Genomic DNA, 14,838 nt, shown 5'->3' with positions numbered 1-14,838 from the left:
TATCGCCTTACGATACATTGGAGCTATGACCACTCCTCGCGGCCGCCAGCGGTTGAGGCTGGGTCTCGGCGGGAGGGGTCATCGTGAACGGCGCCGAGCCGGAACCGAAGAACGCAGCGAGCTGGCGCTTGTGGCGGAGCTGTTGTGGTTGCCCGCGTTGGCCGCGCTGCTGGCCGGACGGAGGAAACTCGCTGCGGCGTTCGCCCCGGCGGCCACCATCGGCACGTTTCTGACCCTTCCCAGCAACTGGGGCCAACTCGTGCTGCAAGTCGCGACACTGGCGGCGATCGCCGGATATCCCAAGCCCGTGACCGTCCACACCCGTGGCCGGCTGCCACCGGGATCACCGCTGTCGTGGCGTTTGCCGTGCGGTGGCTGGGAATCGTGGACGAGGTCGGCGTGGCGGGGGTTCTGACGATCGCCGTCGGGCTCGTGCTGCTGATCATCGCACGGCCGGCAGCACGCGAGACCTGGCTGGCCGCGGCGACCATCGTCATGATCGCCGTGCTGGCCACCGTGCCCAGCCTCGTCGGACACCTCGTCCCGATCGCATGGGCAGTGATCGGAGCCCTCGCCATCACCGCCGCCGCGCTGGCCATCCGAACCAGGAGGACCCACAAAACCACCCGAGCATCACACCTCCACCCTTTACGTGAGAATTAAGTAAGGCTAACCTCACTTCGATCACCGGATCGAGGGGGACGGATGAGCACCGACGAGCTGACGCGCGCCCAGGCGCCGGCCCGCTCCGGCAAGTTCAGGCGCTGGCTGAGGCGCAAGCCCGTGCGGCGCGTGTTGGTCGTGACGCACCGGTGGACGTCGCTGGTGCTGGGGTTGTTCCTGGTGCTCGAGACGACGTCCGGAGCGATCCTGCTGTACCGCGGCGAGTACTTCCGCGCGACGCACAGCGACTTCTACCACCAGACGCCCACCGAGCACCCGATCGGCCTCCAGCAGGCGCGCGACATCGTGGCCATCGCGCACCCGGAGTTCTCCCCCGCGTGGGTGAGCAACGACGGCGGCGTGATCGCGGTCGGTGACCCGGACTTCGCCGAGGCGTACGCCGTCGACCCCGGGACCGGGCACATCAACGGGAGCACCCGGCTCGAGAGCGGGGTGATGGGGTTCCTCGCGAACCTCCACGACTGCGGCCTGACGTGCGAGGGCTACCCGGGCTACGTGTCGTGGCTCGCGAAACCCGTGCCGACCATCGGGTTCGCCTGGCCGCCCGGCACGAACTGGGGGCTGCTGCTCGTGGTCGTGCTCGGGCTGTTGATGGTGCTGCTCGCGATCACTGGCATCGTCGTGTGGTGGCCCGGCGTCCGGCGCTTCTCCCACGGCTTCCGCGTCCGCACGGGCAAAGGCCGCTTCGCGCGTGACTACGACCTGCACAACGTGATCGGCATCGTCGCGGTGCCGTTCGTGCTCATGTGGGGCGTCACGGGCGCCGCCTTCTACTTGCCGCCGGTCAAGGACGCGTGGCTCGCGGTCACCGGCGGGACGGCCGCCGACCCGCAGAAGTACTCGTTCACAGCCAACGCCGCCGCGGCCGGCACCCCGGAAATCGGCGTCGACCAGGCGGCCGCCGCGGCCCTGGCCGAAACCCCCGGCGAAATCAGGTACCTGACCACGCCGCAGGACGGCTACTACAGCGTCTCCATCGCCAGTGAGGGCTACCAGCCCAACGGCGCCCGCACGTTCTTCGGCGGCGACCACACCGTGTACGTCGACAGCCACGACGCCACCCACGTGTCCGATGTGGACGCCAAACCCGAGCCGGGCGCGAACTCGTTCTACGACAAGGTCTTCGAGCCCGCCCACTTCGGCTGGCTCGTCGGCGGCTGGTGGCGGATCGTCTGGTTCGTCCTCGGCCTCGCGCCGCTGGCGTTGATGCTCACGGGGATCTCGACCTGGCTGTTGCGCTCCGGCTCGAAACGCCGCCGTCGCAAAGCCCGGGCACAACGGGAAACCCGGCGCGAAACACCGGCGAACACAGAACCACGCCAGGCAACGGCGTGATCGAAACACTGGCCTTCGCCACCACGGTGGTCTGCGTGGCCGGCGGGCTCGCCGTGCTCAGCACCGGGCTCGCCGGCCGCTACCGCCGCGAAAAGGCACTGCCGGCACTCGCCGTCGTGGAGCTGGCCCTCGTCGTCCAGGCTATCGCCGACGTCACCGGCCTTCTCACCGGAGACCGCCCCGCCGAACTCGGCACACACCTCGCCTATCTCGCGACGTCCCTCGTCCTGCTCCCCGCCGCCACGGCGTGGTCCGCCAACGAACAAGGCCGTTGGGCCGCCGTCGTCATCGCCGTCGCATTCCTCGCGCTCGCCGTCGTCGTGATCCGCGCCCAGACCACCTGGCGACCGGCATGAAAAAGGCCGCCCCGGGGCAGAAACCCCGAGGCGGCCCCGAGCCGGGCCAGCCGCCGCGTCAAGGCGGACCCGGCACGTACCGAAAAATCAAGCGATCTTGAAGGACTGCGCCGCCCCGCCGTTGCAAGTGGCCTGCACGAGCCGCACGGAGTCGGCCGTCGAACCACCGGGCACCGTCAGGCACTTGCCGCTGTGCCGGGCGGTCAGGTGGTAGTAGCCGCCGCCCTCGGACACCGGAAGCCACTGCTGGTTGGCGCCATTGCTGTAGGACCACAGCTGGATGCCGGCGTTGTCCGCAGTGGACACGTCCTGGACGTCGAGCACTTCCGCCGCATTGCCACGGTTGTTCACGCGCACGTACCCGTCGCTGGTCGGCTGGAACTGGTACTGCTGCGCGTTGGTGGCGTTGCAGGTGTACTGCTGCACCACCGTTCCGTTGGTCGTGCCCGCCGCGGCCGCGTCGACGCACTTGCCGGTGGCCTTGTTCACCACCGGGTACCACGCGGAGGGCGAAATGCCGCCGGCGGGCGGTGTGGTGCCACCGTCACCGGTGGCGCCGCCGAGCCAGCGCAGGCCGTCGAGCACGAAGCGGTTCTGGTCGGGGCTGGCGAACGTCGACGACAGCGCGGTGTTCGTGTCGTAGTTCATCTTGTTGTGGCCGAAGTTCGCGTAGATCATCTTGTAGCTCTTGTTCGTCCACATGATCGGGTAGTACCCGCTGTACCACGTCTGCGACGGGTCGTCGCCGACCGGGAACGTGCCCGGGTCGAGCGAGGCCAGGATCGAGATGTTCGGGTTCTGGCGCAGGTCATTCTGCCAGGAGTACCACTCGCTCACCGAAGACTGGATCGTCGCCGGCAGGTTCACCGTGGACGGGTGCGTGCGGTTCTCGATCTTCAGCGTCTCACCGGTCGGGCCCCACGAGTTGGAGACGAACCGGCCGGTGCCGAGGAAGTCGTTGTGGAACCAGTTCGAATAGGACGGTGACGAGTTGTCGTTGTACGCCGTCACGTGGAAGCCGAAGAACCCGCCGCCGGAATCCATGTAGCGCTTGAACCCGTCGAACTGCGCCTGCGACTGCGGCTGGTCGTCGAGGAACATCACCACCGCGGCCTGCGAGGTGGTCAGCGAGGTGAGCTGGTTCCAGTTGTTGGTGGCCGTGAACGTATAGCCGTTGGCCGCCGCCTGCTGCTGGAACCACGGGCGCGCTTCGTTTTCGAAGCTGATGTGCGCCGCGTCGTACGTGCCGCTGTAGAAAGCGAGCACTTTGAACGGCGTCGCCGCGGCGGCGTGCGGCGTCAGCGCGGGCGAACCGTACGCGAGGCCGAGGCACGCGGCGAAGAACACCAGCGCTTTCCCGACCAGCCCGAACGGGCGTCGTTTGGCGAACATGGGCGATCCTTCCGGTGGGGGAGGGGGGCAGGGGGAGGGGGAGAGGAGATGTGGAAGGGTTACTTCTGGTGCATCACCACGGGAAACGCTGGTGGTAGCGCAGCCCGTAGCCGAAGGGGAACAGCGCGGGCTTCCCGTCGCCGACGTTGATCGGCTGCTGGTCGGCGCTGCGCATCCAGGTGACCGGCAGCTTGCCGGTCGGGTTGTAGTCGCCGAAGAGCACGTCGGCCACGCCCTGGCCTTCGCTGCCCGGCAGCCACGATTCGATCAAACCGGCCCAGTCCGGCAGCTGCTTGGCGATGTCCAGCGGACGGCCCGACACGAGCACGACCACCGTCGGCACGCCCGAGTCGTGCAGCTTCTGCAGCGTCGCGAGGTCGGTGGCGTCGAGGCCCATGTCCCCCGGCCGGTCGCCCTTGGTCTCCGCGTACGGCGTCTCCCCCACCACGGCGACGGCGACGTCGTAGGACTTGTCGATCCCGCTGCCGTCCTTGCTGAAGGTGACGGTGGACGATTTCTTCACCGTGTTCTCGATGCCCCGCAGGATCGTCGTCCCCGGGATGACCGGTCCCGACGTGCCCTGCCAGCCGACGGTCCAGCCGCCGGCCTGGTTGCCCATGTCGTCGGCGCTCTTGCCCGCCACGAAGACCTTGCTGCGGCTCTTGTCTAGCGGCAACACGTTGTGTTCGTTCTTCAACAACACCTGTGACTCCCGCACCGCCTGGCGCGCGAGGTTACGGTGTTCCTGACTTCCGATGGTGCCGAGGTAACGCCGGTCGGTGAGTGGGTGTTCGAAAAGCCCCAGCTGGAACTTCTTCGTGAGGATGCGCCGGTTGGCGTCGTCGATACGCGACATCGGCACCTTGCCGTCCTGCACAAGAGTGCGCAGGGTGTCGATGAACTTCTGCCAGTCATACGGCACCATCACCATGTCGATGCCCGCGTTGATCGATGCCTCGACCTCGTCGGGTGTGAAGCCGGTCTGGCCGTCGATCTTGTCGACGCCGTTGTAGTCCGAGACGACGATGCCGTCGAACCCGAGCTCCTTCTTGAGGACGTCGGTGACGAGGTATTTGTTGGCGTGCAGCTTCACATCGTTCCAGCTCGAGTAGCTCACCATCACCGAGCCGACTCCGCGCTTCACCGCCTCCTTGAACGGCGGCAGGTGGATGGCGCGCAGTTCCTGCTCGCTGAGCTGCGTGTTGCCCTCGTTCACGCCGCCGGTGGTGCCGCCGTCGCCCACGTAGTGCTTCGCTGTCGCCAGCACCGACGCCGGACCGCCCAATGAGCGGCCCTGCAGCCCGGTGATGATCGACGTCATCTCAGTGGCGAGCTGCGGCACCTCGCCGAACGACTCGTACGTCCGCCCCCAGCGGTCGTTGCGCGCGACGCACAGGCACGGCGCGAAGTCCCAGTCGATGCCCGTGCCGGACACCTCTTCCGCCGTGGCGCGGCCGATCTTCTCCACCAGCTTCGGATCGCGAGACGCACCGAGCCCGATGTTGTGCGGGAACACGGTCGCGCCGTACACGCCGTTGTGGCCGTGCACCGCGTCGACGCCGTAGATCAGCGGGATGCCCAGCGGTGTCGCCAGCGCGGCCTTCTGGAAGCCGTCGTACATGTCGACCCAGGTCGCCGGCGTGTTCGGCGTGGGCTGCGAGCTGCCGCCCGACAGCAGCGACCCCAGCCGCCCCGTCGTCACGTCCGCCGGCGATTTCACCCCCAGCCGCTCGGCCTGCATCATCTGGCCGAGCTTGTCGTCGAGTGTCATGCGCTTCATCAAATCCGCGACGCGCACCGAAACCGGCCGCCGCGCATCCTTGTACGCAGGCTGGTTCCCGGCCAGCGCCGGCGCGTGCGCGCTCACCGCCAGCGCCGCGGCCAGCACCCCCAGCGTGATCGAACGACCAACGCGCATCTGGCTACTCCTCGTCGAGGGACCAAACTTCACGTCTTGAATTAATACACAGGTTTCACGAGTGGTCCAGACCTTGCGGACAAACCGGTTGCCGGTGACCGGGACCGCCGAAAGAGCGAACAATGCGGCTGTACCGGGTAATCTGGCCTCGGCCTGGGGAGGGACCATGACTCGCAAGTTCGTCGCGCCCGCACTCATCGTGATCGCCGTGCTGGTGATCGGTGCGCTCGTTTACACCTTTTCGCGAACGACGCCGGAGGCACCCGCCGCTTCGACCGCCCCGCAGAACTGGGTCACGTTCGCCGCACGGGTCGACGGCATCGACCCCGGCCCGGACCCGGCCTCGGTCGTGATCCACGTGCTGCTGCCCGCCGGCGGCCCCGGCTGCTCCCGTTCACCGCGCGTCGAGCCGATCCCCGGAGCGACGGAGACACCGGACGCTGTGAACACCAATGTCGTCTATGAGTCGTCGAACTCGGCCTTCGGCGGCTGCCCGACCCAGCAACTCGCGGATGTCCCGTTCACCGCGGCAGGCCCGATCGGCAACCGAGCGCTGGTGCTGAACACCGAGGCCTGGCACCGCACGGGCGCCACGTTCGCCCGCTGCGACGAGTTCCTCGGCTGCACACCGCCGGCCGATCACTGCGCCGACGCGTGGGTCGACCGGGCGGTGTTCGACCTCGACGTGCCGGTGAAGCACCTGAACGGCGTGCGCGACGTGCTCGTGTGCGACGGCCGGTGGCTGGTGCTCGACCTCAACCGGCACGTCGGGGACTGCCCGGTCGGCAACACGAGCTGCGTCCCGCCGGCCGGGCCGGTGCAGCGAATCGTCTACGCGTGGGACCCGCGGGGCTGGAAGCAGGAGAACGGCACGAAAACCGGGACCTGCGAAGAAATCCGCGCCGCGCTGCCGGAGTTTCCCCAGGCGTTGTGCGAAAAGCTGCCGCCGCGCGGTTAGTCGGACCAAGGTGACGCGTTGTCGAAGTACGCGTCGTCTTCGGCGGAGGATCGTGCAGAGGGGCGTCGGGTGAGCCGGGCGAGCCGTTGCGAGCGGAGGCGTTGGAACTCCTCCACCGTCATGCCCGGGTCGTCGTCCGGGGAGCGCGCCGGGGCGGGTTGGCCGGAGAGCTGTTCAATCAGCAGCGTCACGTCTTCGCCCAGCTGGAGCGCGACTTTGTTGTAGCAGTCCTGCGTGGCCTCGACCATCGCCGGCTGCGTGACCTCGACCTGGCGGCCAGCCGCAACGGGTCCGCGTCGATCACCGACGGCGCCAGCCACAGCCGGCGCAGCGCGCCCAGGGCGTCGACGGTGACCTCGACCGTGCCGTCGAGGGCGTGGGCCGAGCCGCGCGCGTCGGCCATCAGGGCAGCGACCTGAGACAGCGCGGCCTCGCGGACGCGGGCCTGGCCGATCAGGTCACGAGTACTGGGCATCGGGATCATCCTCGGTCAACCGTTCGTACCCCAGCGACGCCAGCTGGTCCTGGTCGAGCACCAGCGAAAGGACCTTCTCCAGGCCCTGCGAGGTCGCGGTCGCGCGATCGGCGCGCACCGTTGACGGCACCCGGGTCGTGCTTGAGCTTGGCCGCGAACTGGTTCGTGGTGTCCAGCCCGCCGCGCACGACCTGCTCGACCTCGACGGTCACCGAAGCCTGCGGAGCGCGTCGCCGTGCTCCTCCCCCACCGCGGCGAAGTTGCCCTGCGTGCGCCGCGCGGCCTCGCCGACCTCGTGCCACCCGCCGCCGAGGGCGTGCAGCCGCTGCAGCAGCGAACGCATGCGCGCGCCATACGCGCCGGAGAAGCCGGACTCGTGGCCCATGTCGGAGAATCCGACCGTCACGTGCGGGGCGATGTGCCGCGAGCCCGCTTGCCGGACGTCGTCGCCGAATGGGTCGACCTGGCGCGCGGACGCCTCGTAGGCGCCGCCGTCGGCGTGAAAAACCGGAATGTCCGGACACAACCCGCCCCTCCCCTGAGCCGAGATGGCCAGGTCAACGGACGGGTTGTGCCCGGACAGGCGAAATGACCGGATCAGGTGGTCAGCTGCCGGTGCCGTTCAGCACGCCGGTGAGCCAGTCGCCCTGGGTCGAGATGGCCTTGCCGTTGACCGCGACGGTCGGCGTGCCGAAGCCGTGCGCGCCGTTCGGGAAGTCCTGGGCCAGGTTCGGGTCGTTCTCCGTCTGCTGGAAAGCGGCCTGGATCTGCTGGTCGTAGGTCCCGGCGTTCACCGTCTGGTCGAACTTCGGGTCGGTGATGCCCAGGTCGTGGCCGAGCTTGATCAGCTGCGCCTTGTCGTAGCCACGGCCGCCTTCTTCCGGCTGGCTCTTGAACAGCGCGTCGTGGAACGCGGTGAACTTCTGCGACGAGACCGCGGCCAGCGCCGCGTTGGCCGAGTCGAGCGAGTAGCCCGGCGGGTCCGAGTTCTCGTTGAGCAGCGTCACCATGTGGTACCGCACGGTCAGCTGGCCGCTGTTGACCGCCTGCTCCATCTTCGGACCGTAGGTGTCCTGCAGCTGCTTGCAGTACGGGCACAGGAAGTCGGCGTACAGGTCGATGGTCTTGGGCGCGCCGGGCTTGCCGACGGAGACGACCACGCCGTCGAGCTTCTCGACCACGCCGGGGCCGAGCGTCGTGGACGTGGTCGGCGCGATGGCCGTGCCCTCGGTGGAGTTCTTGCTCGAGTTGATCCACACGACGCCGCCGATCACCACCGCGGCGACGACCACGACCGCCACGACGACGGCGATGATCTTGTTCCGGTCGCTCGAGGCACCCCTCGCCTGCGCGACCGACTTCGCGGCCTGCGCCTGGCGTTGGCGCTTCCGCGCTGCTTCACCCACGGTTCCTATTTCCCTTCAGCGATGCTCGGGGAGTACTCGTCCCCCAGCGCCGCGGAGCTCCCTGTCTCCGCGGAATCCTCCACAGCGGCATCCTCCACTGCCGCGCGCCGCCGTCCCCAGCCGAGCCAGCCGTCGACCGAGAAGAACGAACGCGGACGCACAATCAGCCACACGGCCAGCACCGCGAACCCGGTGTCGCGCAAGATCTCCTGCGGGTACTCGGTCTGGCCGGCGGCCACGTGCCCGCCGCCGCCGAAGCAGCCGCAGTCGATGCTCAGCCCGCGCGCCCACGACTGCGCGATGCCCGCCACGAGCACGGCCAGCATGACCAGCGCCGCGGTGGCGACCCAGCGCGTGGCCAGCCCGAACAGCAACAGCAGGCCCAGCACCAGCTCGACCAGCGGCAACGCGGTCGCGACCGGCCGGACCAGCGCGCTCGGCAGCACGTCGTAAGCCTGCACGGCGATGAAGGTCTGCCCCGGCGAGGCCAGTTTTATGGCACCCGAAACGAGCCACACGGCCGCGAGCCCGAGCCGGGCGAGGGTGCCGATGGTGTCGAGCACGGGTTGGGACAGTCGTCGCACACGCCTAGGCTAGCCGCCGGACCTGAGAACTTCGTGAGTTGTCAACACCCACCGACGGGAGGCGGGCATGCGAGTTCGCGCGGTGGTCGCCGCCCTGTTGTTGCTGGTCACGTGCGTGGCCTGCGGTCCAGGCACGGTTTCGCCCGGCGATTCGCTCGTCAAACGCGCGCGTGACGGTGACCACCTCACGATCGGGATCCGCTTCGACCAACCCGGCCTCTCCCAGCGCACGGTCGACGGCCGGTTCGTGGGCTTCGACGTGGACGTCGCCGAGTTCGTCGCCGGCGAGCTGGGCGTGGACCCGGCCCACCTCACGTGGCACGAGACCACGCCGGCCACGCGCGAATCCGACGTCACCTCCGGCAGCGTCGACCTCGTGGTGGCCACGTACTCGATCACCGACAAGCGCAAGCAACTCGTGTCGTTCGCCGGGCCGTACTTCGTGACCGGCCAGGACCTGCTGGTGCGGCGCACGTCGTCGGACATCACCGGCCCGGAGAGCCTCAACGGCCGACGGCTGTGCTCGGTCACCGGCTCGACCCCGGCGCAACAGGTGCGCGACAAGTTCGCGCAGGCCGTGCAGCTCGTCGAGTACCCGCGGTACCCCGACTGCGTCACGGCCCTGCTTGCCGGCCAGGTCGACGCCGTGACCACCGACGCGGTGATCCTCGCCGGCTACGTCGCGCAGGACCCCGAGCTGCTGCGCGTGGTGGGGCACCCGTTCTCGACCGAGCGCTACGGCGTGGGCCTGCGCAAGGGCGACGCCGAGGGCCAGCACGCCGTGGACGACGCCATCCGCAAGATGGTCTCGGACGGCGACTGGCTGCGGTCGCTGCAGGCCAACATCGGCCCGTCGAACTACCCGTTGCCGAAGCCGCCGGAGATCACCGAGCAGTGAGCCGCCTGGAAAACCTGCCCGACCTGCCCGTGCGCGCGGTGCTGCCCGACGTGCTGGCGGCGCTCGCGGACCATGGCACCGCCGTGCTGGTCGCGCCGCCCGGCACCGGGAAGACCACGCTCGTGCCGCTCGCGCTGGAGAACGGCGGGGGCCGTGTCGTGGTCGCCGAACCGCGCCGACTGGCCGCCCGAGCCGCGGCTTCGCGGATGGCCGCGCTGCTGGGTGAACCGGTGGGCGAGACGGTCGGGTTCTCCGTGCGCGGCGACCGGAAGGTGTCTTCGCGCACCCGCATCGAGGTCGTGACGTCCGGCCTGCTCGTGCGGCGCGTGCAGAACGACCCCGAGCTGGCCGGCGTGTCGACGGTGCTGCTCGACGAGTGCCACGAACGCCACCTCGACGCCGACCTGCTGCTCGCCCTCCTGCTCGACGTCCGCGCCGGCCTGCGCGACGACCTGCGGCTGCTCGCGACGTCGGCGACCGTCGCCGCCGGACGGCTCGCCGAGCTGCTCGGCGACGCACCCGTGGTGACCGCGCACGCCCGCACCTACCCCGTCGAGCTCACCTACCGCGCGCCCGCCCGCGGCGCGCGGATCGAGGCCACGGTGGCGTCGACGATCCGGCTGGCACTGTCCGAAGGGGACGGTGACGTGCTCGCGTTCCTGCCCGGCGCCGGGGAAATCGCGCGGACGACCGCGCAGCTGGGCTCACTCGACGCCGACGTGCTGCCGCTGCACGGCCGCCTCACCGCCGCCCGCCAGGACGACGCGCTGCGGCCCCGTGACCGCCGGCGTGTGGTGCTGGCCACGGCCGTCGCGGAGTCGAGCCTCACCGTGCCCGGCGTGCGGTCCGTTGTGGACTCCGGGCTGGCCCGCGTGCCGCGAGTGGATCACCGGCGCGGCCTCGCCGGGCTGGCGACCGTGCGCGTGTCCGCGGCCGTCGCCGAGCAACGAGCCGGACGCGCGGGCCGTGAAGCACCCGGCCGCGCGTACCGCTGCTGGCCGGAGCACGAGCAGGCGACGCTGCCCGCATACCCCGAGCCGGAGATCCGCACGGCCGAGCTCGCGCGGTTCGCGCTGGAGCTCGCGTGCTGGTCCACCCCGGACGGCAGCGCCCTCGCCTGGTGGGACCCGCCGGGCGAGGGCGCGCTGGCCGCCGCCCGGACGTTGCTGGTCACGCTGGGCGCGACGACCGCCGACGGCACCATCACCCCGCGCGGACGCCGGATGGCCGACCTCGGCCTGCACCCGCGGCTCGCCCGCGCGCTGCTCGACGGATCCGCCGCGGTGGGTACGCGGGTGGCCGCCGAGGTCGTGGCCCTCCTCGACGCGGGAGCGCAGCTGACCGACGTCGAGGCCGAGCTGCGGCGCCTGCGCGGCGGCACAGACGACGCGGCGCGGCGGTGGAAAACGGAGGTCCGGCGGCTTTCGGGGTTGGTGAAATCCCCTGGCAACGCGGGCAAACCCGACGCCGCGTTGGTCGTCGCCTTGGCTCACCCCGAACGGCTGGCGAGGCGTCGGCCGGGAAGCGCACCCGTGTACCTCATGGCCGGCGGTACCGCGGCCGAGCTCCCCGCGGGCAGCGGTCTCGGCGACGCCGAATGGCTGGCCGTCGGCGAAGCCACACGCGACCCCGGCCGCGTGCAGGGCACGATCCGGCTCGCCGCCGTCGCCGACGAAACCCTCGCCGTGCGAGCCGCGCCCGCCGTGGTGTCCGAAGCGGACGAAGTCGCCTGGGACGGCGACGTGGTGGCCCGGCACGTCCGCCGCCTCGGCGCCATCGTGCTCGCCGAACGCCCGCTGCGGTCGCCGAAGCCGCAGCTGGTGCACGAAGCCCTGGTCACCGGCCTGCGCGCCGAAGGCCTGAGCCTGCTGCGCTGGAGCGAAGACGGCCGGCGCCTGCGTGAGCGGATGGCGTTCCTGCACCGCGTGCTCGGCGCCCCGTGGCCGGCCGTCGACGACGACACTCTGTTGTCCGAAGTGGACAGCTGGCTCGACCTATCCCGCGCCCGCCGCCGCGCGGACCTCGCCACGGTCGACGTCGGCAGCGCCCTGCGCGGCCTGCTGCCGTGGCCCGAAGCCGCGCGCCTCGACGAGCTGGCGCCCGACCGCCTCGAAGTCCCGTCCGGCTCGCGTTTGCGCGTGGACTACACCGCCGACCAGCCCGTGCTCGCGGTGAAGCTGCAGGAGACCTTCGGGTGGACGGCCACCCCGACCGTCGCCGACGGCCGCGTCCCGGTGCTGCTGCACCTGCTCTCCCCCGCCGGCCGGCCCGCCGCCGTGACGGCCGACCTGGAGTCGTTCTGGCGCACCGGGTACGCGGCCGTGCGCGCCGACCTGCGTGGCCGTTACCCGAAACACCCCTGGCCCGAGGACCCCGCGACGGCCACGCCGACGCGCCACACCACCCGCCGGTCGCGCTGACCCCTGTCGAAGGTCGGGGGTAGCGAGAGCCGGAAGTCCGATGTCCGCGGCGCCCCGCGAATCGCAGACTTCCTACCCAAGGGATCGAACCCATGGGAGGGCACATGATCACGCTTCGCGGACTGACGAAGCGCTACGGGGAGAAGACAGTCGTCGACGGGCTCACGTGCGTCGTCGCACCCGGCAGCGTCACAGGGTTCCTCGGGCCGAACGGTTCGGGCAAGTCGACGACGATGCGCATGACGGTGGGCCTCGACCGGCCCACGGCGGGCAGCGTGCTGGTGAACGGCAAGCCGTACGCCGAGCTCAAGCACCCGCTGCGGGAGGTCGGCGCACTGCTCGAAGCGAAAGCGCTGCACCCGGGCCGCAGCGCCGGGCGGCACCTGCTCGCGATGGCGCGCAGCAACGGCATTCCCGCGTCGCGCGTCGAGGAGGTGCTCGCGACGGTCGGGCTCACCGACGTCGCCGGCAAGCGGGCGGGCCAGTTCTCGCTCGGCATGGGGCAGCGGCTGGGGATCGCGGGCGCGCTGCTCGGCGACCCTGGCGTGCTGATGTTCGACGAGCCGGTGAACGGCCTCGACCCCGACGGTGTGCGCTGGGTGCGTCAGCTCATGCGCTCGCTCGCCGAGGAGGGCCGCACGGTGTTCGTGTCGAGCCACCTGATGAGCGAAATGCAGCTGACCGCCGACCACCTCGTGGTGATCGGCAAGGGAAAACTGCTCGCCGACGCGCCCGTCGACGAGTTCATTGCCGGCAACTCGCTCAGCTCGGTTTCGGTGCGCGTGCCGACGCCCGTCGAACGCGACACGCTCGCCCGGCACCTGCTGACGCGCGGCGCGGCGGTTGAGCCGGGCGAGGCAGACGAGCTGGTGGTGACCGGCGCCGGTGTCGGCGAAGTCGGCGATCTTGCGCACGAGCTGGGCGTGCGGCTGCACGGCCTCGGTGAGCGGACGGCTTCGCTGGAGCAGGCGTACATGGAACTGACCGCTTCGTCGGTGGAATACGGGGTGACGGCATGACGACCACGCAGGTACGCGCGGGCGGCGGGCTTTCGGGGGCCGTCGCGTCGGAGTGGACGAAGTTCTGGTCGGTGCGCAGCACGTGGTGGAGCCTCGCCGGCGGGGCGCTGCTGATGCTGCTCTACAGCGCCGTTTCCGGGCTGTCGCAACGGGTGGGCGACACCGAACCACCGCAGGGCCCGCACGACATCGTGGTGAACGGCTCGATCTACCTCACCGAGTTCTGCGTGATCGCGGTGGCCACGCTGTTCGTCACAAGCGAGTACGCCAGCGGCAGCATTCGCTCGACGCTGCAATGGGTGCCGGTGCGCTCGACCTTGGCGCTCGCGAAGGCGGCCGTGCTAGTGCCGGTGCTCTTCGCGTACGGCGTGGTGGTGGCGCTGCTCGGCATGGCGACCTCGGCGGTGCTGATGCCGGGTTCGGCCGTGACGACGACGTTCGGCGACGGGTTCGCGGCGACCGCGGGCATGGGGGCGTTCTTCGCGCTGCTGGGGGTGCTGTGCGCGGGCATCGGGTTCGCGCTGCGCAGCGCCGCGGGGACGATCGTGGTGACGATGGTGCTGCTGCTGCCGTTGCCGATGCTGCTTTCCGCTTATGTGGCACCGGAAATCATGAACTACTTCCCGGCGTTCGCGGGACTCAACGGGATGGTGCCGGCGGGCGAGACGAACCCGCTGCTGGGTGGGGTTTCGCCGTACTCGCCCTGGGTGGGAGTGCTGATCTGCCTGGTGTGGGCGGCAGCGGGGCTGTTCTTCGGCACTTCGGTGCTGAAGCGGCGTGACGCCTGATTTTCTTTGCTGGAGGGGCCCCTCGTGCGAGGGGCCCCTTCACCGCGTGAGGGGCAGGCCGAGTCCGGTGAGGACCGCGCGGGCGCCGTCGGCGAGTTCCTGCTTGCCGGGAGGATTTGTCGACCCGGCGCCGGCGAGCGCGTCGAAGATCGCGCCGTCGAGCCAGTTGAGCAGCACGCGGGTGTGCTGCTCAGCCCGCGGCGAACCGGCGGCCGCGAGCAGTTCGACGCAGCGGTCCCGGATTTCACGGCCACCTTCGGCATAGGCGGCGCGCAACTCCGGGCGGCGCGTGGCTTCGAGCGCGAACTCGTAGCGGGCGAGCATGCGGGTGCGGCCGGCGGTGATGGCGGCGTGGACCGTCGCGGCCAGCACGTCGGCGAGGTCGCGCGCGTCGGGATCGATCACGGCCTGGTCGAGCTCCACCATCCTTGCCATGGCGAGCTCCAGCAGCGCGAGGCGGGTGCGCGCGTAGTACGACGTCGAGCCGGCCGGCAGCCCCGCCGCCCGATCGACGGCGCGGTGGGTGAGCCCGCGCATGCCTTCGGCGGCGATCACCTCGATGGCCGCGTCGCCGATCGCCGAAATCCTGTCCACGATCATCACTC

18 protein-coding genes are annotated in these 14,838 nt (G+C 70.3%); 9 read left to right on the top strand and 9 right to left on the bottom strand.

The window, feature by feature from the left end; genetic code table 11:
* The first annotated feature begins 25 nt into the window (after window positions 1-25).
* From ABZU76_RS09830 to ABZU76_RS09815, 4 genes are read left to right on the top strand one after another with little or no spacing between them, the layout of a single operon-like run.
* Complete coding sequence (locus ABZU76_RS09830; RefSeq protein ID WP_354866940.1) at window positions 26-415, top strand: hypothetical protein; 390 nt, start codon at window positions 26-28, stop codon at window positions 413-415.
* Window positions 385-663 carry a hypothetical protein gene (locus ABZU76_RS09825; RefSeq protein ID WP_354866939.1) on the top strand — a complete coding sequence of 93 codons (279 nt, stop codon included), beginning with the start codon at window positions 385-387 and terminating at the stop codon, window positions 661-663. The genes ABZU76_RS09830 and ABZU76_RS09825 overlap by 31 nt, the downstream gene beginning before the upstream one ends.
* Before the next feature lie 42 nt (window positions 664-705).
* Complete coding sequence (locus ABZU76_RS09820) at window positions 706-2,019, top strand: PepSY-associated TM helix domain-containing protein (protein WP_354866937.1); 1,314 nt, start codon at window positions 706-708, stop codon at window positions 2,017-2,019.
* Window positions 2,016-2,375, top strand: coding sequence for a hypothetical protein (locus ABZU76_RS09815; RefSeq protein ID WP_354866935.1), 360 nt, complete (start codon window positions 2,016-2,018; stop codon window positions 2,373-2,375). The genes ABZU76_RS09820 and ABZU76_RS09815 overlap by 4 nt, the downstream gene beginning before the upstream one ends.
* An 87-nt stretch (window positions 2,376-2,462) precedes the next feature.
* On the opposite strand, the gene ABZU76_RS09810 is transcribed toward ABZU76_RS09815, so the two are convergent.
* A complete protein-coding gene (locus tag ABZU76_RS09810) occupies window positions 2,463-3,767 on the bottom strand; it encodes an RICIN domain-containing protein (RefSeq protein WP_354866933.1) in 1,305 nt (434 codons plus the stop codon).
* Window positions 3,768-3,840: 73 nt separating this feature from the next.
* Window positions 3,841-5,685, bottom strand: a complete 1,845-nt coding sequence (locus tag ABZU76_RS09805) for a glycoside hydrolase family 3 N-terminal domain-containing protein (protein ID WP_354867606.1) — start codon at window positions 5,683-5,685, stop codon at window positions 3,841-3,843.
* A 166-nt stretch (window positions 5,686-5,851) separates the two neighbouring features.
* Between ABZU76_RS09805 and ABZU76_RS09800 the strand changes: the two genes are divergently transcribed.
* Window positions 5,852-6,643, top strand: coding sequence for a hypothetical protein (locus tag ABZU76_RS09800; RefSeq protein ID WP_354866931.1), 792 nt, complete (start codon window positions 5,852-5,854; stop codon window positions 6,641-6,643).
* On the opposite strand, the gene ABZU76_RS09795 is transcribed toward ABZU76_RS09800, so the two are convergent.
* The 6 genes from ABZU76_RS09795 to ABZU76_RS09770 form a co-directional block, all read right to left on the bottom strand.
* Entirely contained in the window at window positions 6,640-6,834 is a 195-nt protein-coding gene (locus tag ABZU76_RS09795; RefSeq protein WP_354866929.1) for a hypothetical protein, read from the bottom strand. The two genes, ABZU76_RS09800 and ABZU76_RS09795, sit on opposite strands and share 4 nt — an antisense overlap.
* Entirely contained in the window at window positions 6,831-7,118 is a 288-nt protein-coding gene (locus ABZU76_RS09790) for a YbaB/EbfC family nucleoid-associated protein (protein WP_354866927.1), read from the bottom strand. Before ABZU76_RS09790 ends, ABZU76_RS09795 begins: the two co-directional genes overlap by 4 nt.
* A complete protein-coding gene (locus ABZU76_RS09785; RefSeq protein WP_354866925.1) occupies window positions 7,102-7,248 on the bottom strand; it encodes a hypothetical protein in 147 nt (48 codons plus the stop codon). The genes ABZU76_RS09790 and ABZU76_RS09785 overlap by 17 nt, the downstream gene beginning before the upstream one ends.
* Before the next feature lie 78 nt (window positions 7,249-7,326).
* Window positions 7,327-7,644, bottom strand: a complete 318-nt coding sequence (locus tag ABZU76_RS09780) for a hypothetical protein (RefSeq protein WP_354866923.1) — start codon at window positions 7,642-7,644, stop codon at window positions 7,327-7,329.
* 79 nt (window positions 7,645-7,723) lie between these two features.
* Window positions 7,724-8,524 (bottom strand): thioredoxin domain-containing protein, encoded by an 801-nt coding sequence (locus ABZU76_RS09775; RefSeq protein WP_354866922.1) that lies wholly within the window; start codon window positions 8,522-8,524, stop codon window positions 7,724-7,726.
* A gap of 5 nt (window positions 8,525-8,529) precedes the next feature.
* Complete coding sequence (locus ABZU76_RS09770; RefSeq protein WP_354867604.1) at window positions 8,530-9,087, bottom strand: MauE/DoxX family redox-associated membrane protein; 558 nt, start codon at window positions 9,085-9,087, stop codon at window positions 8,530-8,532.
* Between the two features lie 88 nt (window positions 9,088-9,175).
* Here ABZU76_RS09770 and ABZU76_RS09765 point away from each other — a divergent pair, with 88 nt between their 5' ends.
* The 4 genes from ABZU76_RS09765 to ABZU76_RS09750 all read left to right on the top strand — a co-directional run bounded on the left by ABZU76_RS09765 (window position 9,176) and on the right by ABZU76_RS09750 (window position 14,233).
* Window positions 9,176-10,006 carry a glutamate ABC transporter substrate-binding protein gene (locus ABZU76_RS09765; protein ID WP_354866920.1) on the top strand — a complete coding sequence of 277 codons (831 nt, stop codon included), beginning with the start codon at window positions 9,176-9,178 and terminating at the stop codon, window positions 10,004-10,006.
* Window positions 10,003-12,426 carry an ATP-dependent helicase HrpB gene (gene hrpB / locus ABZU76_RS09760; RefSeq protein ID WP_354866918.1) on the top strand — a complete coding sequence of 808 codons (2,424 nt, stop codon included), beginning with the start codon at window positions 10,003-10,005 and terminating at the stop codon, window positions 12,424-12,426. The genes ABZU76_RS09765 and hrpB overlap by 4 nt, the downstream gene beginning before the upstream one ends.
* A 104-nt stretch (window positions 12,427-12,530) precedes the next feature.
* The gene (locus ABZU76_RS09755; protein ID WP_354866916.1) at window positions 12,531-13,445 is read left to right on the top strand and encodes an ATP-binding cassette domain-containing protein; all 915 of its coding nucleotides are present in this window, start codon (window positions 12,531-12,533) and stop codon (window positions 13,443-13,445) included.
* Window positions 13,442-14,233: an ABC transporter permease gene (locus ABZU76_RS09750; RefSeq protein ID WP_354866914.1), complete on the top strand. Its 792-nt coding sequence runs from the start codon at window positions 13,442-13,444 to the stop codon at window positions 14,231-14,233. Before ABZU76_RS09755 ends, ABZU76_RS09750 begins: the two co-directional genes overlap by 4 nt.
* Before the next feature lie 39 nt (window positions 14,234-14,272).
* On the opposite strand, the gene ABZU76_RS09745 is transcribed toward ABZU76_RS09750, so the two are convergent.
* Window positions 14,273-14,833, bottom strand: coding sequence for a TetR/AcrR family transcriptional regulator (locus tag ABZU76_RS09745; RefSeq protein WP_354867601.1), 561 nt, complete (start codon window positions 14,831-14,833; stop codon window positions 14,273-14,275).
* Between the last annotated feature and the right edge of the window lie 5 nt (window positions 14,834-14,838).

It is taken from the genome of Amycolatopsis sp. NPDC005232 (genome assembly GCF_040607795.1).
In the GTDB taxonomy this organism is placed as follows: Bacteria; Actinomycetota; Actinomycetes; order Mycobacteriales; family Pseudonocardiaceae; genus Amycolatopsis.
The sequence above is the reverse complement of the archived record's forward strand: the minus strand, read 5'-3'. Positions and strand labels throughout refer to the sequence as shown.